The sequence below is a fragment of the Pseudomonas trivialis genome, assembly GCF_001439805.1.
GTDB classification, from domain to species: Bacteria; Pseudomonadota; Gammaproteobacteria; order Pseudomonadales; family Pseudomonadaceae; genus Aquipseudomonas; species Aquipseudomonas trivialis.
Genome location: NZ_JYLK01000001.1, coordinates 40,301 through 58,189 on the forward strand (window position 1 = coordinate 40,301; position 17,889 = coordinate 58,189).

Annotated in this window: 18 protein-coding genes; 10 read left to right on the forward strand and 8 right to left on the reverse strand. The window is 61.1% G+C overall.

What is annotated here, in order from left to right; all coding sequences use genetic code 11:
* Positions 1–41 precede the first annotated feature (41 nt).
* Positions 42–332, forward strand: a complete 291-nt coding sequence (locus TU79_RS00170) for a DUF2782 domain-containing protein (RefSeq protein ID WP_003187366.1) — start codon at positions 42–44, stop codon at positions 330–332.
* Between the two features lie 55 nt (positions 333–387).
* On the forward strand, positions 388–1,341 hold the full coding sequence (locus tag TU79_RS00175) for a homoserine kinase (RefSeq protein WP_057006183.1): 954 nt from the start codon (positions 388–390) through the stop codon (positions 1,339–1,341).
* Between the two features lie 127 nt (positions 1,342–1,468).
* Here the strand turns inward: TU79_RS00175 and TU79_RS00180 are convergent, their stop codons facing one another.
* Entirely contained in the window at positions 1,469–2,398 is a 930-nt protein-coding gene (locus TU79_RS00180) for a zinc ABC transporter substrate-binding protein (protein ID WP_057006184.1), read from the reverse strand.
* 58 nt (positions 2,399–2,456) lie between these two features.
* Here TU79_RS00180 and zur point away from each other — a divergent pair, with 58 nt between their 5' ends.
* Genes zur through TU79_RS00200 form a run of 4 tightly spaced genes read left to right on the forward strand, consistent with a single transcriptional unit; the run spans position 2,457 to position 5,262 of the window.
* Complete coding sequence (gene zur, locus TU79_RS00185) at positions 2,457–2,939, forward strand: zinc uptake transcriptional repressor Zur (protein WP_003233728.1); 483 nt, start codon at positions 2,457–2,459, stop codon at positions 2,937–2,939.
* The gene (znuC, locus tag TU79_RS00190; RefSeq protein ID WP_003233726.1) at positions 2,939–3,724 is read left to right on the forward strand and encodes a zinc ABC transporter ATP-binding protein ZnuC; all 786 of its coding nucleotides are present in this window, start codon (positions 2,939–2,941) and stop codon (positions 3,722–3,724) included. Before zur ends, znuC begins: the two co-directional genes overlap by 1 nt.
* Complete coding sequence (znuB, locus tag TU79_RS00195) at positions 3,717–4,505, forward strand: zinc ABC transporter permease subunit ZnuB (protein WP_057006185.1); 789 nt, start codon at positions 3,717–3,719, stop codon at positions 4,503–4,505. Before znuC ends, znuB begins: the two co-directional genes overlap by 8 nt.
* A 37-nt stretch (positions 4,506–4,542) precedes the next feature.
* On the forward strand, positions 4,543–5,262 hold the full coding sequence (locus TU79_RS00200) for a PA5502 family lipoprotein (protein WP_057006186.1): 720 nt from the start codon (positions 4,543–4,545) through the stop codon (positions 5,260–5,262).
* 95 nt (positions 5,263–5,357) lie between these two features.
* On the opposite strand, the gene katE is transcribed toward TU79_RS00200, so the two are convergent.
* Positions 5,358–7,499, reverse strand: coding sequence for a catalase HPII (gene katE / locus TU79_RS00205; RefSeq protein ID WP_057006187.1), 2,142 nt, complete (start codon positions 7,497–7,499; stop codon positions 5,358–5,360).
* A gap of 265 nt (positions 7,500–7,764) precedes the next feature.
* Between katE and TU79_RS00210 the strand changes: the two genes are divergently transcribed.
* The 3 genes from TU79_RS00210 to TU79_RS00220 are packed head-to-tail and all read left to right on the forward strand — an operon-like array spanning position 7,765 to position 10,268.
* A complete protein-coding gene (locus tag TU79_RS00210) occupies positions 7,765–8,772 on the forward strand; it encodes a methionine ABC transporter ATP-binding protein (RefSeq protein WP_057006188.1) in 1,008 nt (335 codons plus the stop codon).
* Positions 8,772–9,446 (forward strand): methionine ABC transporter permease, encoded by a 675-nt coding sequence (locus TU79_RS00215; protein WP_057006189.1) that lies wholly within the window; start codon positions 8,772–8,774, stop codon positions 9,444–9,446. Before TU79_RS00210 ends, TU79_RS00215 begins: the two co-directional genes overlap by 1 nt.
* A 51-nt stretch (positions 9,447–9,497) precedes the next feature.
* On the forward strand, positions 9,498–10,268 hold the full coding sequence (locus TU79_RS00220) for a MetQ/NlpA family ABC transporter substrate-binding protein (protein WP_057006190.1): 771 nt from the start codon (positions 9,498–9,500) through the stop codon (positions 10,266–10,268).
* A gap of 148 nt (positions 10,269–10,416) precedes the next feature.
* On the opposite strand, the gene TU79_RS00225 is transcribed toward TU79_RS00220, so the two are convergent.
* Both TU79_RS00225 and TU79_RS00230 read right to left on the reverse strand, forming a co-directional pair.
* Positions 10,417–11,052 carry an SCO family protein gene (locus TU79_RS00225; RefSeq protein ID WP_057006191.1) on the reverse strand — a complete coding sequence of 212 codons (636 nt, stop codon included), beginning with the start codon at positions 11,050–11,052 and terminating at the stop codon, positions 10,417–10,419.
* Between the two features lie 164 nt (positions 11,053–11,216).
* Positions 11,217–11,768, reverse strand: coding sequence for a cytochrome c oxidase assembly protein (locus TU79_RS00230; protein WP_057006192.1), 552 nt, complete (start codon positions 11,766–11,768; stop codon positions 11,217–11,219).
* 272 nt (positions 11,769–12,040) lie between these two features.
* On the opposite strand from TU79_RS00230, the gene TU79_RS00235 reads away from it, so the two are divergent.
* On the forward strand, positions 12,041–12,688 hold the full coding sequence (locus tag TU79_RS00235) for a hypothetical protein (RefSeq protein ID WP_057006193.1): 648 nt from the start codon (positions 12,041–12,043) through the stop codon (positions 12,686–12,688).
* Positions 12,689–12,882: 194 nt separating this feature from the next.
* On the opposite strand, the gene TU79_RS00240 is transcribed toward TU79_RS00235, so the two are convergent.
* The 4 genes from TU79_RS00240 to TU79_RS00255 form a co-directional block, all read right to left on the reverse strand.
* Positions 12,883–14,424 (reverse strand): SulP family inorganic anion transporter, encoded by a 1,542-nt coding sequence (locus TU79_RS00240; RefSeq protein ID WP_057006194.1) that lies wholly within the window; start codon positions 14,422–14,424, stop codon positions 12,883–12,885.
* Positions 14,425–14,509: 85 nt separating this feature from the next.
* A complete protein-coding gene (locus tag TU79_RS00245; protein ID WP_003233703.1) occupies positions 14,510–15,241 on the reverse strand; it encodes a carbonic anhydrase in 732 nt (243 codons plus the stop codon).
* Between the two features lie 216 nt (positions 15,242–15,457).
* Positions 15,458–16,516, reverse strand: coding sequence for a PA0069 family radical SAM protein (locus tag TU79_RS00250; RefSeq protein ID WP_057006195.1), 1,059 nt, complete (start codon positions 16,514–16,516; stop codon positions 15,458–15,460).
* A gap of 70 nt (positions 16,517–16,586) precedes the next feature.
* Positions 16,587–17,885 (reverse strand): c-type cytochrome, encoded by a 1,299-nt coding sequence (locus TU79_RS00255; RefSeq protein WP_057006196.1) that lies wholly within the window; start codon positions 17,883–17,885, stop codon positions 16,587–16,589.
* Between the last annotated feature and the right edge of the window lie 4 nt (positions 17,886–17,889).

The following is a 17,889-nucleotide window of genomic DNA, read 5'->3' on the forward strand; positions in this document are numbered from 1 at the left end:
TAGAATAGCCGGACCAATGAAAACAAAGGGACAAGGTTATCATGCGTACATTCAATCGCCTGCTGTTGACTGGCTTGATTGCACTCGCTCCGATGGCTGCCATGGCGGCAGACGATGCGCCGTCGGCCGACCCGGAAGTAACCATTCGCACGGAGGGCGACAAGACCATCCAGGAGTACCGCCAGAATGGCTTTCTGTATGCGATCAAGGTCACGCCCAAAGGTGCACCGCCGTATTTCCTGGTGCGCGCGGACGGAACCGACGCGAACTTCATCCGCTCTGACCAGCCGGATATGCTGATTCCGTCATGGAAGATCTTCGAATGGAAATGATTTCCCCACTTTAATCGACGCTGCAATTCGCAGCGTCCGTAACGGCAGTTTACCCATGTCTGTGTTTACCCCCCTGGCTCGGCCCGAGCTGGAAACCTTTCTCGCGCCCTACGGGCTCGGCCGCCTGCTTGACTTCCAGGGGATTGCCGCTGGTAGCGAAAACACCAATTTCTTTATCAGCCTGGAACAGGGCGAGTTCGTGCTGACCCTGGTTGAGCGCGGCCCTGTGGCCGAAATGCCGTTTTTCATCGAGCTGCTCGACATACTGCACGACGCCGACCTGCCGGTGCCCTACGCGCTGCGCACCACCGACGGCGTGGCCCTGCGCGAGCTGGTCGGCAAACCGGCGCTACTGCAACCGCGCCTGGCTGGCAAGCACATCACACACGCCAACGCGCAGCATTGCGCCCAGGTCGGCGAACTGCTCGGCCATCTGCACCAGGCCACCCAGGGCGACAAGGTGCTGGAACGCAAGACCGACCGCGGGCTGGACTGGATGCTCAGTGAAGGCGCGCAGATTGTTTCGCACTTGAACGCCGCGCAGCAAAGCCTGCTGCAGGACGCGCTGGCCGAGATCCAGGCGCACAAGGCCGACATCCTGGCCCTGCCGCGCGCCAACCTCCATGGTGACCTGTTCCGCGACAACGCGATGTTCGAAGGCACCCACCTGACCGGCCTGATCGACTTCTACAACGCCTGCTCCGGGCCGATGCTGTATGACATCGCGATTGCGCTGAATGACTGGTGCTCGAACGCAGAAGGCGCAATCGATGGGCCGCGGGCCCGTGCGTTGCTGGGCGCCTACGCGGGGCTACGACCGTTTACCGCGAAGGAAGCCGAACTGTGGCCGACGATGCTGCGGGTGGCGTGCGTACGGTTCTGGCTGTCGCGCCTGATTGCTGCTGAGTCGTTTGCCGGGCAGGATGTGCTGATTCACAATCCAGCGGAGTTCGAGCACCGCCTGGCGCTACGCCAGCAGGTCAGCGTCCACCTGCCGTTCGCCCTCTGAAGCCTTACCGGATCAAAAAATGTGGGAGGGGGCTTGCTCCCGATAGCGGCGTATCAGGCAACTTATGCATGCCTGACACACGGTCATCGGGAGCAAGCCCCCTCTCACACTTGATCTTCGCTTGGCCTTAGAGCGATTCCAGGCAGCCCGCCAGGTCGTTACCCAGCTTGTCCAGCACTTGCTCGTAGCCATTCGCCGTGGCCGGTGTATAACCGCCCAGCGCATCCAGCTCCGCCAGTTTTACCGGCAGACCCGCCACCAGGGTTTCAGCCAGACGCGGGCGCAGCGGCGGCTCGCTGAACACACAGGTCTTGCCCACTTCCTGCAGACGCGTGCGCATCGCCGCTACATGCTGGGCGCCGGGTTGCACTTCGGCGGCAACGCTGAACACGCCGGCATGCTTGAGCCCGTAAGCCTCTTCGAAGTAATCGAAGGCTTCGTGGAACACGAAATAAGGTTGACCGGCGATCCCTGCCACGCGCTTTTTCAGACGCGCATCCAGTGCGTCCAGACGCTCGTCGAAAGCCTTCACGTTGCTCTCATAACGGCCGGCGTTCTGCGGGTCAGCGGCACTCAGGTCCGCCGCCATGCGCGCTGCGATCACCCGCGCATTAACCGTGGACAGCCACACGTGCGCATCCAGGCTGCCGGGACGGTGATCGTGGTCATGCTCGCCAGCATCGTCGGCGTGAGAGTGGCTATCTTCGGCGAAACGACGCAGTTTCATGCCAGGCAGGTCCTGCACCGCCACCGTTGGCGCGCTGCGGCCCTTGAGCACGCGGGGCAGGAAGCTTTCCATGTCCGGACCGATCCAATACAGCAGGTCCACCGACTGCACGCGCCGTACGTCGGATGGACGCAACGCGAAGTTATGCGGCGACGCACCCGGCGGCAACAACACCTCGGGGACCGCCACGCCGTCCTGCACAGCGGCGGCAATCAGCTGCAACGGCTTGATGCTGGTCAGCACCTTGACCTCGGCCTGAGCGGCCCCCGCAACGAAAAAACTGGCGATAAATATGACAAAAACTGGAAAAAGTCGGGACACGATGACCACTCAATGGCGTAGGAACGGGTAACATAATAACGTCTCTATCAAATGTCTGTCGCCGCTCATGCCTAAAACACCGCTTGCCAGCCGTCCCCACGACCATTCTCACTGCGTGCACACCGCACTGGCGGAAGCCGACACACTGTGTGCGCAAAAGGGTTTGCGCCTGACCGCCCTGCGTCGCCGCGTGCTGGAACTGGTGTGGCAAAGCCACAAACCGCTGGGCGCCTACGACATCCTCGGCGTGCTCAGCGAACAGGACGGCCGTCGCGCCGCGCCGCCTACCGTGTATCGCGCGCTGGATTTCCTGCTGGAAAACGGTCTGGTGCACCGCATCGCCTCGCTCAACGCCTTCGTCGGCTGCAACCACCCCGAACACGCGCACCAGGGTCAGTTCCTGATCTGCCGCGAGTGCCACGCCGCCATCGAGCTTGAGCAAAAAAGCATCAGCGACGCAATCATCAAGAGTTCCGCCGAGGTGGGCTTCCAGGTCGAAGGGCAAACGGTCGAAGTGGTCGGCCTGTGCTCGGGCTGCCAGGGGGCTTGATGAGCAACGCGTTAATCCGCCTGGAGCAGGTTGGGGTCACATTCGCCGGGCAAACCGTGCTGGATAACATCGCCCTGAGTGTCCAGCCACGGCAGATCGTCACCCTGATCGGCCCCAACGGCGCCGGCAAGACCACCCTGGTGCGCGCCGTGCTCGGCCTGCTCAAGCCCGACACCGGCAGCGTGTGGCGCAAGCCCAAACTGCGCGTGGGCTACATGCCGCAAAAATTGCACGTCGATCCGACCTTGCCTTTATCCGTGCTGCGCTTCTTGCGCCTGGTACCCGGTGTCGACCGCGCCCGCGCCCAGGCCGCGCTCAAGGAAGTCGGCGCCGAGCAGGTGATCGACAGCCCGGTGCAAAGCATCTCCGGCGGCGAAATGCAGCGCGTGCTGCTGGCCCGCGCCCTGCTGCGCGAGCCGGAGCTGTTGGTGCTCGATGAGCCGGTGCAAGGTGTCGACGTGGCCGGTCAGGCCGAGCTGTACAGCCTGATCACCCGCCTGCGCGACCGCCATGGCTGCGGCGTGCTGATGGTGTCCCACGACCTGCACCTGGTGATGAGCACCACCGACCAGGTGGTGTGCCTCAACCGCCACGTGTGCTGCTCCGGCCACCCGGAACAGGTCAGCGGCGACCCGGCCTTCGTCGAGCTGTTCGGCAAGAACGCGCAGAGCCTGGCGATTTATCACCACCATCATGACCACGCCCACGACCTGCATGGCGCCGTGGTCGACGACCCTTCTGCACCCCACGTGCATGTTCACGGAGATAGCTGCAAGCATGGCTGATTTTCTGCTCTACGCCCTGCTGGCAGGCTTGGCTCTGGCATTAGTGGCGGGCCCTCTGGGTTCGTTCGTGGTGTGGCGGCGCATGGCGTATTTTGGCGACACCCTGTCCCACGCCGCGCTACTGGGCGTGGCCATGGGCTTTTTGCTGGATGTGAGCCCGACCATCGCCGTCACCGTGGGCTGCCTGTTGCTGGCGGTGCTGCTGGTGACCCTGCAACAGCGCCAGCCGCTGGCCTCCGACACTCTGCTGGGCATCCTGGCGCCGAGCACCTTGTCTCTGGGCCTGGTGGTGCTGAGCTTCATGCATGAAGTGCGCATCGACCTGATGGCCTACCTGTTTGGCGACCTGCTGGCGATCAGCCCGACCGACCTTGCGTGGATCCTCGGCGGCAGCGCCGCCGTGCTGGTGCTCCTGGTGACGCTGTGGCGCCCGCTGCTGGCGATTACCGTGCACGAGGAACTGGCCACGGTCGAAGGCTTGCCGGTGCCGGCCCTGCGCATGGCCCTGATGTTGTTGATCGCGGTGGTGATTGCTGTCGCGATGAAGATTGTCGGCGTATTGTTGATCACGTCGCTGCTGATCATTCCCGCCGCCGCCGCCCAGCGCCACGCCCGCTCTCCGGAGCAGATGGCAATCGGCGCCAGCCTGTTGGGGATGCTCGCGGTCTGTGGGGGCCTGGCGTTGTCCTGGTTCAAGGACACGCCGGCCGGGCCATCGATTGTGGTCACGGCCGCCGCCCTGTTTCTGCTGAGTTTTGTCCTGCCCCGTCGAGGGGTGTAGACTTGCTCGCTTTTTGCGCAATTAGAGAGTCGCAGGAATGAAGCCGTTCACCTCCCGTTATCTGCTCCTTGCCGCATTTTCCCTGCTGCTGGGCGCCTGTCAAAGCACACCGCCCGCCGCCCTCGCGACGCCGGACGCTCGCGCTGCGGCCATCGCGCAGCTGGAGCAAAACCTGGCCAGCAGCGAGCTGGCCACCGCCGAGGACCAACTGGCGGCCTTGCAGGCACAAACACCCAATGACCCGGCGCTGGAGGCTTACCAACGCCAGTTGGCCGAAGCCTACCTGCAGCGCAGCCAGATCGTCCTGCAAAAGGGCGACGTCAACGCTGCCGCCACCGCCCTGAGCCGTGCCCGTGCGCTGATGCCCAAGGCGCCGGCCCTCACCGGCGGCGTCAACAGTGCGATCAGCCATGCGCGCAAAGCCGAGCTGGACAAAGCCGAGGCTGCCCTGAAAGCCGCCGAAGCCAAGCCGCCCGCCAAGGTCATCGACCCGGCGGCGCCCAGCACTACGGTGGCGTTGAACCTCACCGATATCGAAGCCCTGCGCCATCAGCTGGATGCGATTGCCACCGATGTGGTGAATTACCAGTGCGACGTGAGCATCCAGGCGCCGCGCACCGAGGATTACCCGTGGCTGGCCACATTACTGACCAAACGGGTGAAGCGGATTGATTCGGGGTACGAGCTGAAGATCCACCGGCAGATCCTGAAACACATTCCGGCGCAAGTTGTGCTGATTCCGCGCAAGGCGGAATAACGCAAATCGGGAGCAAGCCCCCTCCCACCCCTGGAACGCATTCCAAAGGTGGGAGGGGGCTTGCTCCCGATTGCGGTTTAAGAAACAACCAATAGTTAAGCCGGAATCGCCTTGGCCTTCACCTCACGATCCCACACCCTGTGTTCGGCAATCGCCGCAAAGAACGCCTTGAACGCCTTCGCATCCGCACCCACGATCAGCCCCTCGTCCGCCTCCAGTTTCAGCAGATCCAACAGCGGCTTCACGTCACTGGCGACCGCAATCGCCTTCAGGTGCTTGTACGCCTCCAACACATAGTGCAGCGCCACACCGTCACCGCTCAGCGCGTCCACCGAGGCTTTACCGCCCGGGATAAACACCGCGTCAAAGGCAATCGACGGCATGCCTTCCATCGACGCATCCACCGGCAGCGCTTTGCCATCCGCCGTGGTCACAGGCGCCGAAGTCGGCCCCAGCAACTTGGCGTGGGCACCTTCTGCCTCCAGCGCTTTTTTCATCGCGTCAATCGCTGCGCCGTCCACGCCGTTGGCGGCCAGAATCGCCACCTTGCGCGTTTTGATATCACCCGACAGCAGGTTCACCTGACTCAAGGCCGGCGATTTTTTTACCGAGGTCTCACGCGCAGGCACGGTGCCTTTGGTCGGTGCTGGCAGGCCCAGGTTCTGCGCAACGCGCTTGGCCAGTTCCAGGTCGATGTTGGCGAGGATTTCGTTGACCTGACGGGCACGGATGTACTCGCGCTCGACCTTGCCCAACTCGAAGCTGTAAGCCGCGATGATGTGCTCTTTCTCGTGGTGGCTCATGCTGTTGAAAAACAGCGTGGCCTGGGAAAAGTGATCGCCGAACGACTCGCTGCGCTCACGCACCTTGTTGGCGTCAACACGCTCGTAATAGGTTTCGAAACCGCCGTCAGTCGGGCCTGCCGGTGTTTCTTTCGGCCAGCCGCCGTCGATGGAGTTCGGCTCGTAGGCGGCGCGGCCCTTGTCGATCACGGTGCGGTGCTGCGCGTCGCGCTGGCCATTATGGAACGGCGCAACCGGACGGTTGATCGGGATCTCGTGAAAGTTCGGCCCGCCCAGTCGGCTGATCTGCGTATCCGTATAGGAAAACAGACGGCCTTGCAGCAGCGGGTCATTGGTGAAATCGATACCCGGCACGATGTGGCCTGGGCAAAAGGCAACCTGCTCGACCTCGGCGAAGAAGTTATCCGGGTTGCGGTTAAGCACCATCTTGCCCAGCGGGGTGATCGGCACCAGCTCTTCGGGGATGATCTTGGTCGGGTCGAGCAGGTCAAAGTCGAAGTTATGCTCGTCTTCTTCTGCAACGATCTGAACACCCAGCTCCCATTCAGGGTAGTCGCCGCTCTCAATCGCTTCCCACAGGTCGCGACGGTGGTAGTCGGTGTCTTTACCGGCCAGCTTCTGCGCTTCGTCCCACACCAGGGAGCAGGTGCCGACCTTTGGCCGCCAGTGAAACTTGACGAAGCTTGACTTGCCTTCGGTGTTGATCAAACGGAAGGTGTGCACGCCAAAACCCTGCATGGCACGCAGGCTTTTTGGAATGGCACGGTCGGACATGGCCCAGATCACCATGTGCGCCGATTCCGGCTGCAGTGACACGAAGTCCCAGAAGGTATCGTGGGCCGAACCGCCGGTAGGAATCTCGTTGTGCGGCTCCGGCTTTACGGCGTGCACAAAGTCAGGAAACTTGATTGCGTCCTGAATGAAAAACACCGGCATGTTGTTGCCCACCAAGTCGAAGTTGCCTTCCTCGGTGAAGAACTTCACGGCAAAACCACGCACGTCACGCACTGTGTCGCCAGAGCCACGTGGGCCCTGCACGGTGGAGAAGCGCGCGAACACCGGAGTTTTATGCTCCGGCATACGCAGGAAACCAGCCTTGCTCAGCGCAGAGTGGTCTTCGTAAGTCTGGAAGTAACCATGGGCGCCGGTGCCACGGGCATGCACGATGCGCTCTGGGATGCGTTCATGGTCAAAGTGCGTGATCTTTTCACGCATGATGAAATCTTCGAGCAGCGAGGGGCCGCGAGCGCCCACCTTCAAGCTGTTCTGGTTGTCGGAAATCTTCACGCCCTGATTGGTGCGCAGCGCCTGTCCGGTTGCGTCGGAGCGGAATTCTTCCAAAGCCTGCAATTTGGCGTTGGTGTTGCCACGGTCAAGGGTATCGGTGCCCGCGAGTTCACTCTTCGGCGGGGTGGCTGGCTTCTTGGTACTCATCAGTCAAAACTCCTTATTCAAAGTGGCCAGAGCGTTCCCCGGCTCTTTTGAGCAAAACCCCAGGCACGGTACCTGGGAAATCGAGTTGCTTAAGTAGTGACTGATGAGGTTTTGGGCCGTTCCTTTTTTATGACCTTTGATCGCGTTATTGCCAAATCGCTGGTTGAATACGAAATAAATGCTAAGAAAGACTATACGGACAGGCTAAAATGCGCGCCCGGCTAACCGCTGATCCCTTTTCCATGCGCCCCACAAGGTTCGCTACGTGATCGAGTTTCAAAACGTCCATAAAACCTACCGCGTCGCCGGTAGGGATATCCCCGCCCTGCACCCCACCAGCCTGCGCGTCGAAAACGGCCAGGTGTTCGGCCTCATCGGCCACTCGGGTGCGGGTAAAAGTACGCTGCTGCGCCTGATCAACCGCCTCGAAGAACCGAGTGGCGGGCAGATCACGGTCGACGGCGAAGAAGTCACCGCACTGGACGCCAACGGCCTGCGCCGCTTCCGTCAGCAGGTCGGGATGATTTTCCAGCACTTCAACCTGCTGGCGTCCAAGACCGTCGCCGACAACGTGGCACTGCCGCTGACCCTGGCCGGCGAGTTGTCGCGCAAGGCCATCGACCTGCGCGTGGCCGAGTTGCTTGCCCGCGTGGGCCTGTCGGACCACGCCAAAAAATACCCGGCGCAGCTGTCCGGCGGCCAGAAACAGCGCGTCGGCATCGCCCGCGCCCTGGCGACCAAGCCGAAAATCCTGCTGTGTGATGAAGCCACCAGCGCCCTTGACCCGCAAACCACGGCGTCGGTTTTGCAGTTGCTGGCCGAGATCAACCGCGAGCTGAAGCTGACCATCGTGCTGATCACCCATGAAATGGACGTGATCCGCCGCGTGTGCGACCAGGTGGCCGTGATGGACGCCGGCGTTATAGTCGAACAAGGCTCGGTAGCCGAAGTGTTCCTGCACCCCAAGCACCCGACCACCAAGCGTTTCGTGCAGGAAGCCGACCAGATCGACGAAAGCGAGCAGCGCGATGATTTCGCCCACGTGCCAGGCCGCATCGTGCGCCTGACATTCCAGGGCGAAGCGACCTACGCGCCACTGCTGGGTACCGTCGCCCGTGAAACGGGGGTGGACTACAGCATCCTCGCCGGTCGGATTGACCGCATCAAGGATATTCCCTACGGGCAACTGACCCTGGCCGTCACCGGCGGTGACATGGACGCGGCGTTTGCGCGATTTACCGCTGCCGATGTCCATATGGAGGTGCTGCGCTGATGGACGTATTACTGCACTACTTCGATAAGGTTGACTGGGCTGACATATGGGTTGCCACTGGCGACACCATGCTGATGCTCAGCACCTCGCTGCTGTTCACCATACTGGTGGGCCTGCCACTGGGCATTCTGCTGTTTCTGTTCAGCCCACGGCAGCTGCTTGAGCAAAAAGCCACCTATGGCGTACTGGCATTTATCGTCAACGCTATACGCTCTCTGCCGTTTATCATTCTGCTGATTGTGATGATACCGACGACGGTCTTCATCACTGGCACTTCGCTTGGCGTGGCCGGCGCGATTCCACCGCTGGTGGTAGGTGCTTCGACGTTCTTCGCGCGGCTGGTGGAAACCGCATTGCGTGAGGTGGATCGCGGCATCATCGAGGCGACCCAAGCCATGGGCGCCACCACTCGGCAGATCATCGTCAAGGCGCTTCTGCCGGAGGCAAAACCCGGCATCATTGCGGCAATCACCGTCACCGCTATCGCTCTGGTGGGTTACACCGCCATGGCAGGCGTGGTGGGCGCCGGTGGTTTGGGTGACCTGGCGATCCGTTATGGATACCAGCGTTTCCAAAACGATGTCATGGTCGTTACCGTCATCATGCTGATTGTGCTGGTACAAATTCTGCAGACCATCGGCGACAAGCTGGTGACACACTATTCTCGAAAATAACGGCCATTGCCCGCCAGAAGCCGGCAATTAACCGAACAAGGAGCTTGCTGCATGAAAAAACTACTGGTCGCTTTTGCCGCCGTTGCGGCGTTTTCCGCCCACGCCGAGACCCTCACCGTTGCAGCCTCGCCGGTACCGCACGCGGAAATCCTCGAGTTCGTGAAGCCTGCCCTGGCCAAAGAAGGCGTGGACCTGCAGGTCAAAGTCTTTACCGACTACGTGCAGCCCAACGTGCAGGTGGCGGAAAAACGCCTGGACGCCAACTTTTTCCAGCACCAGCCGTACCTGGATGAGTTCAACAAGGCCAAGGGCACTCACCTGGTGAGCGTTGGCGGCGTACACCTGGAACCTTTGGGCGCGTATTCCAGCAAGTACAAGAAGCTCGACGAGCTGCCGGACGGCGCCAACGTGGTCATCCCCAACGACGCCACCAACGGCGGCCGCGCCCTGTTGCTGCTGGCCAAAAACGGCCTGATCACCCTGAAGGACCCGACCAACATCCTGTCGACCATCAAGGACATCACCGGCAACCCGAAAAACCTGAAATTCCGCGAACTCGAAGCCGCCACCCTGCCGCGCGTGCTGACCCAGGTTGACCTGGCACTGATCAACACCAACTACGCCCTGGAAGCCAAGCTGGACCCTTCCAAGGACGCGCTGGTGATCGAAGGCAGCGACTCGCCTTACGTGAACATCCTGGTGACCCGCGAAGACAACAAGGACTCGGACGCCGTGAAGAAACTGGTAGCCGCCTTGCACACCCCTGAAGTGAAGCAATTCATCGAAGAGAAATACAAGGGCGCGATCAAGCCGGCGTTTTGATTCGGCCCTGAATACCCGACCTCCAGCCTGATGGAGGTCAAAAATGTGGGAGGGGGCTTGCTCCCGATGGCAGTGTTTCAGTCAACTGATATGTCGACTGACTCACCGCTATCGGGAGCAAGCCCCCTCCCATTTTTTTGTGCCGGCCTTACTTGCGCAGCAACAACCCCGGCAACTGTGCCACCAGCTTCTGGTTGTTCAACGGCGCGCGGATAAACCCGCGCTGGGTACCGTCCGGCCCGATAATCGCCAGGTTGCCACTATGGTCGACGGTGTAGTTTGGCTTGCTGGTATCAGCCGGAATAAACGGGATGCTCACGGCATTGGACACCTTCTGCACATCATCCACTGTCGCACCGGTCAGGCCGCGGAACTGCGGATCGAAGTAACCCAAATACTGCTTGAGCTGCGTCGGGGTGTCGCGATGCGGGTCGACGCTCACCAGGATCACCTGCAATTTATCCACAGCCTCCTTGGGCAACTCACTCTTGATTTGGCGCAACTGGGCGAGGGTGGTGGGGCAGATGTCCGGGCAGAAGGTGTAGCCGAAGAACAGCAGGCTCCACTTGCCTTTCAACTCGTTGACGACCACTGGCTGGCCGTTCTGGTCTTGCAGGGTTACCGGTGGCAGTTGGCGACTTTGCGGCAGCAGGATAATGCCGGCGTCGATCAATGCCACAGAATCAACCTGGCCCCTTCCCGAAAGGGCCTTGTTAATGATCAGGCCCAGGATCAACGCCACCAGGGCAATCAGGATGAAGACAGTTTTTTGAGTTCGAGTCATAGGGTCAACAGGAGTAGTGGTTTACGAGCAGGGCGATAAATGGCAGCAACAGATGCGGGAGTGTAAAGCAGGAGAAGCAGCTGGGTGTAACGATGCTTCAGGCTATGTAGTACGTATCATGATTCAGCATGTATTTTTTTCGTCATGGAGAGGGCAAACAGTAGCTAGCCCTCGCCGCGCACGGCTACGGGCGATGAGTGCGCAGTGATATCGAACAACGTGTAAGCCAGCGTTATATGCGTCACATCACTGGGCATGTCGCGGTCGACGAGGAACCGTACTGGCATTTCAATGCGCTCGCCGGGTTGCAGCACTTGCTGGGTGAAGCAGAAGCACTCGGTCTTGTGAAAGTACGGCGCGGCTTGCGCCGGGGAAATGCTCGGCACCGCCTGGGCGGTCATGGGTTTATCGGTGGGGTTGTAGGCCACGAACAGCATCTCGCTGACGGCGCCAGGGTGGACCACGACCTCACGGGCCTTGGCATGAAAATCCCACACCATATTGGCCGCATTCGTGGACTGAAACTGCACCCGCACCTGGCGCATCGAGTTCACCGCCTGCGATCCTTCGTATTGTCCGGCACCGCTGTCGTTGAGGCCGAACGCAGTGGACAGTGCGTCGTAGATGGGCACCAGAGCGAAGCTGAAACCGAACATCACCACCGCGAGGATCAGCACGCGCGTAATAAACCGTTTGAGCGGAACAGATTCAGCCATAACACCCACCCAGTATCAGCAAGAGCAACACGACCCTGAACATCGTCGAGTATAGACAGCGTTCGTAACCTCGCGATGTACCCGGGAAAATCAGTGAAAACGATCAATCCCACCCAATAAAGTCACGAGCAGAAACGTTTTTGCGACTAAAATTTGTAGGCGGTTATAGCGCCTGCGCATAACCATGAATTAATTATGACAAATGCATCTTAGGCGCCCGGATAAACGGGCTAACTTCTCCTCTTTCCTACACCTGCTTGACTGGAGCCACCATGAACACCGCCGCATTGCGCGAGCAGATTTCCCGTGCCCATCACCACGAAGCCAGCACGGGCCTACTGGCCCTGCAACTGGAAAAACAATTGCCGCACCTGCATTCGGCCATTTCCCTGGCTGAACGTGATCGCAACGGGGTCATGACCCGCTTCGTCACGGCCTACATCGACCTCGTCCCGGACCTGCTGGACGCTGCCAATGACGTCGCCCGCGCAGCCGGTATCGAAAGCCAGATCAAACCGGTACTGAAGATCGCCGAGCATTTTTTCCTGCAGCCACCGTCAATCATGGCCGGGCACGAGGGCCTGGAAAGTTTGCTCGATGAGGCCTACCTGGCACATCGCCTGGTGGAAGAAGTCAACGATCTGTATATCAAGCATTTCGGTCAGCCATTGATTCCGGCGGATACCACCGTGGCCAACCTGATTGCTCACCAGTTGATCGGCGAAGCCTTTGCCAACCAGTTGGACGAGGCCGTGCACCTGGCGGTGGATGAAATGCTCAACGAAGAGAGCTTTGCGCTGGAGTCGGTAGAGCGCTACCGGGAAAAGCTGAGAAGCCCGAACACCGAAGCTGCATGGAAGCGCTGGCCGTGCCTTTCACGGCAGTTGGGCGTTGAACTGGCACTGGATCAGCCTGCCTGATCTGCACAGCCAAAAGATCAAATGTGGGCGAGCGCAAACGCCTTCTTAGCAAACAAAAATAACCTGTTGATGTTAAAGCCTGAAATTTCACACTGCGCATGAGCAGGCAACCATACCCTTGTGGCGAGCGGGCTCGCCACAGAGGCTCCAACTTGCTGCGCGACAGTGCCACGTCGAAGGAGCCTCTCAGGTGTTCAAGCCGGGGCGGATCCAATCCCCGTTGTGGTCCTTATCCGCCCTTCCAGGCGACGCTTCAACCCCCGCGCCTCAATCACCAGCTTCGAGCCTTTCGCCGCATTTGCGCGACCCCATTCCTCCAGCAACTCCAGGCATGAATGGTCGATGTAGCTCAGGTTATTGAGCGGCACATGGACAGTGGTCCCCGCCGGCACCGTCGACAGCACCTGGGTCAGCGCCGGTACCTTCAGGAAGGTCGCCGCACCGGTCAGGCGCAGTTCCATCTCGGCGTCCTGCGGCAGGTCGATCAGGCTGACTTTCAAGCGTGAGGCCTTGAACGCGAGCTTGAGCAATGTCAAACCGAAGCCCACCAGCACGCCCGTCAGCAAGTCGGTGAAAATGATCGCCAGGGCCGTGGCTGCGTAGGTGAACATCGGCATCCGCCCATAACGTCCAAGCGCCTTGAACGCCTTGATATCCACCAGCTTGATCCCGGTGTACACCAGCACGCCGGCCAGGCTCGCCACGGGAATGCTTTGCAGCACACTCGACAGCAGCAGCACGAAGCCCAGCAGCCACAGGCCGTGGAACATCGCCGACAAGCGCGTGGTCGCGCCAGCCTGAACGTTGGCCGAACTGCGCACGATCACGCCAGTCATCGGCAGCGCGCCGACCAGACCGCAGAGCATGTTGCCTACACCTTGAGCAGACAATTCCTTGTCGAAGTCCGAGCGCTGCCCACTGTGCATACGGTCAACGGCGGCGGCGGACAGCAGGGTCTCAGCGCTGGCGATGAACGCCACGGCGAACGCCGCGATCAAGAGCTGCGGATCGGCCAGGTTGAGCAGGTCGCTGGGACGCAGCCAATCGATGGCGTCGGCCAGGTTTTCCGGTACTTCCACGCGCTTGACCTGCAACGCCAGCACCAGGCTGGTCACGGTCGCCAGGCCCACACCGAGCAGAGCGCCGGGCACAAAGCGCAGTTTCTGCGGGCGCAATTTGTCCCACAGGTACATCACCAGCATGGTCGTCAGACCCAGCAGACCGGCCTGCCAGCCAAGACCGCCGCCCAGGGTCGGGATCGCTTCGACCAGCGCCGCCGGGAAGCCCGTGAGGTTGTCCAGCCCGGAAGGCTTGGGTGCACCGTCGAGCATCACATGCACCTGCGACAGCACAATCAATACGCCGATACCCGCGAGCATGCCGTACACCACTGCAGGCGCCGTCACACGGAACCAGCAGCCCAGGCGCAAACGTCCGGCCACCAATTGCAGGAAGCCCGCCAGCAGCAGAATTGGCCCGAGCATCAGCATGCCGTGCTGACGCACCAGCTCGAACACCAACACCGCAAGGCCCGCCGCCGGGCCGCTGACCTGCAGCGGAGACCCCGCCAGCCAGCCCACCACCAGCCCGCCGATGATCCCCGTGATCAGACCCTTGGCCGGCGGCATGCCGGACGCGATCGCGATCCCCATGCACAGGGGCAGGGCGACCAGAAACACAACCACGGAGGCAAGCAGCTCCCGTGGCAACACAGCTTTCAATTGAGCAGCACGCATGATGACTCTCCCGAGGCATTCGCCGGGCGCGGTAAAGCCCGGCTGCATCCATGGCAGCCACCGCTTTACCCGGCAGGGAAATGTGTTAGAAGCGCGCTTTAGGCGTCGCGGACGGAATCGGACCTTCACCGCCCAACGGTCGGAACGCCGACTGATCCGCGTCGTAGGCGCGGATTTCGCTGGTCTCGATGTTGTAGATCCAGCCGTGGATAAACAATTGGCCGTTGGCCATGCGCGAAGCCACGGAAGGGTGGGTGCGCAAATGCTGCAACTGGGCGATGACGTTTTCTTCGGTCAGCACCTGCATGCTTTCGCCTTCATTGGCGCAGTCGCAGTTGTCATGGACCATGGTCTTGGCGACTTCGGCATGACGCAGCCAGGCCTTGACCGTCGGCATCTTCTCCAGGCTCTGGGGGTTGAGCACCGCGCGCATGGCGCCGCAGTCGGAGTGGCCGCACACGATGATGTGCTGCACGCCCAGGGCGAGTACCGCGTACTCGATGGCGGTGGATACGCCGCCGTTCATCTGGCCATAGGGCGGAACCACGTTGCCGACGTTACGGGTCACGAACAGGTCGCCAGGGGAGCTTTGGGTAATCAGCTCGGGCACGATGCGCGAGTCAGCGCAGGTAATGAACATCGCACGTGGGCTCTGGGCCGTGGCGAGTTTCTTGAACAGTTCTTCCTGCTGGGGGAAGACGTCGTGATGGAAATGCAAAAAACCGTCAACGATGTGCTGCAGCGCTGCATCGGCGGACTCCGCCACTTGAGGGGCTGAAGCCGACGCAGCCAACGGCTGTTTATCATTATCACTCATGATTCATCCTCATATTAAACGCGGGGCAGGGTTCAGCTCAGTTCGACGTCCGGGCAGTGAAATAGTTGTGCAACTGCCACAGACCAGATCGCCGACTCAGTGGTCACTCGCTGAACAAGGTAACCATCGAAACTTAACTCAAACTGAATGAACCGCTCTAGATCGCGGGTTTCAGTGATGTCAAAACGCGACCATTCCTACAGTAACGACCTAAGCTTATAACAATGCCATCTGCCTGCCCGGTGGACAGAACGCTGTGCAATCGAGGTTATACCCCTCCCGTCGGTCCATGCCCAGGCGCCTGATCGCCTTGCTGAACCGCTGCGCCAACAGGTCGGCAAAGGGCCCCTCACCGCGCATCCGCACGCCGAATCGGCTGTCGTACACCTCACCCCCACGTACCTGGCGCACCAGGCTCATCACGTGGGCCGCGCGCTGCGGGTAATGGGCCGCCAGCCACTCCTCGAACAGCGGCGCCACTTCCAGCGGCAGGCGCAGCATCATGTAGGCCGCACTTTGCGCCCCGGCAGCGTGGGCTTCGGTGAGCAGGTTTTCCAGCTCGCTGTCGTTGATCATCGGAATCATCGGCGAGCACAGCACACCCACCGCAATGCCTGCCTCGCGCATCACGCGAATGGCCCGCAAACGCGCCTTGGGCGCCGCCGCGCGCGGTTCGAGGATGCGCTTGAGTTCGTCGTCCAGACTGGTGAGGCTGATCATCACCGCCACCAGCCGTTGCCGGGCCAATTCGGTGAGCAGGTCGAGGTCGCGCAGTATCAGCGAGCCTTTGGTGATGATGGTCACCGGGTGCCGATAGCGCAGCAGCACTTCGAGGGTTTGCCGGGTGATTGTGTACTCGCGTTCGATGGGCTGGTACGGGTCGGTATTGGAACCCAGGTTGATCGGCGCGCACACATAGCCGGGCCTGGATAGCTGCTGCTCAAGCACCTCGGCGGCATTGCTCTTGGCGATCAAGCGGGTTTCGAAATCCAGCCCCGGCGACATGTCCCAATAGGCATGGCTGGGCCGCGCATAGCAGTAGATGCAGCCATGCTCGCAGCCGCGATACGGGTTGATCGAACGATCAAACGGCAGATCCGGCGAGTTGTTGCGCGTGATGATGGTCTTGGCCGTTTCGATGCGCACTTCGGTGCCCTGGGTCTGCGGCACTTCCTGATGCCAGCCGTCGTCTTCAGCCACGCTGACGGTGGGCGCAAAGCGGTTGTGCAGATTGGCGGCCGTGCCCCGGCCACGGGGCGGCAGCGCAGTCGTCATGAAAATGCCTCGATACTGTTTTTATGTACAGTATCGAGACACAAGCGTTATGACCAGTGCCGTCCGGCGGTCAGTGCTTTTGCGTGACTTGCCCCAGGTCATCGCCCGAGGTGCTGCGCATATCGTTCTTGCGCAGGTCGGCCACCTCGCTGGCGCTGATCGGCGTGCCTTTATTGCCCCAGCTGCCCCGAATGAAACTGACAACGTCCGCCACTTCCTGATCCGACAAACGCCAGGCAAACGCCGGCATGGTGAAGGTCGATGGCGCCGTGTGGGTAGCCGGCAGGGTGCCGCCGTTCAACACGATGTTGATCAACGACGTGGCATCCGCCGTCTGCAGCACCGGGTTGCCTGCCAGCGCAGGGAACACACGCGTGTAGCCATGGCCATCGGTACGGTGGCAAGCCGCGCAATTGTCGATGTACACCGACGCGCCCGGCTGACTGTCATCGCCCTTCCACAGCGCCTCGGCCACCTGTTTATCGTACTGATGCGGCGCGTCCCTGGGATCGACCGCCGGCAGGCTCTTGAGGTAACGGGCGATAGCGGTCAGGTCGTCTTGCGACATGTACTGCATGCTGTGGACGACGACGTCACTCATGCCGCCAAACACCGCGCTGCGGTCACTGCGACCGGTCTTGAGAAACTGCACCAGTTGCTCTTCGCTCCAACTGCCGAGGCCGTCCTTGTGATCGCCGCGCAGGCTCTTGGCGATCCAGCCTTCCAGCGGCGCGCTGCCGGACAGGAATGCGTTGCCATCGGCTGCGCTCAGGGCTTTTTCCTGCATGGTCAGCGCACGCGGCGTATGGCATGCGCCGCAGTGACCGAGGCCTTCCACCAGATAGGCGCCACGGCTGATCACCGGATCGGCACCCGCCGGCGCCTGGTAATCCGCCACCTCGGGCGCAAACATCCAGCGCCACGCCGCCAATGGCCAGCGCATGCTCAGCGGCCAGGGTATGTCGCTGTCCCGGTTTTCCTGGGCAACCGGCTGCACGCCTTTCATGAAATACGCGTACAACGCCTGCATGTCGCTTTCGCTGACACGCGCGTAAGACGGATAGGGCATCGCCGGGTACAGCGTACTACCGCTCTTGGCGACGCCATGGCGTACGGCCTTGTCGAAGTCTTCGAAGCTGTAGTCGCCCAGGCCTGTTTTATCCGGGGTGATGTTGGTGGAATAGATCACGCCGATGGGGGTTTCCATCGGCAGGCCGCCGGCGAACGGCTTGCCGTCCCTGGCGGTGTGGCAGGCCACGCAGTCACCCGCACGGGCCAGGTATTCGCCCTGCTTGATCAGATCGGTTTCGGCAGCGCTCACCGAGCAACTGCTGAACAGCGCCAGGGTCGCGATAACAAATGCTTTCATGGTC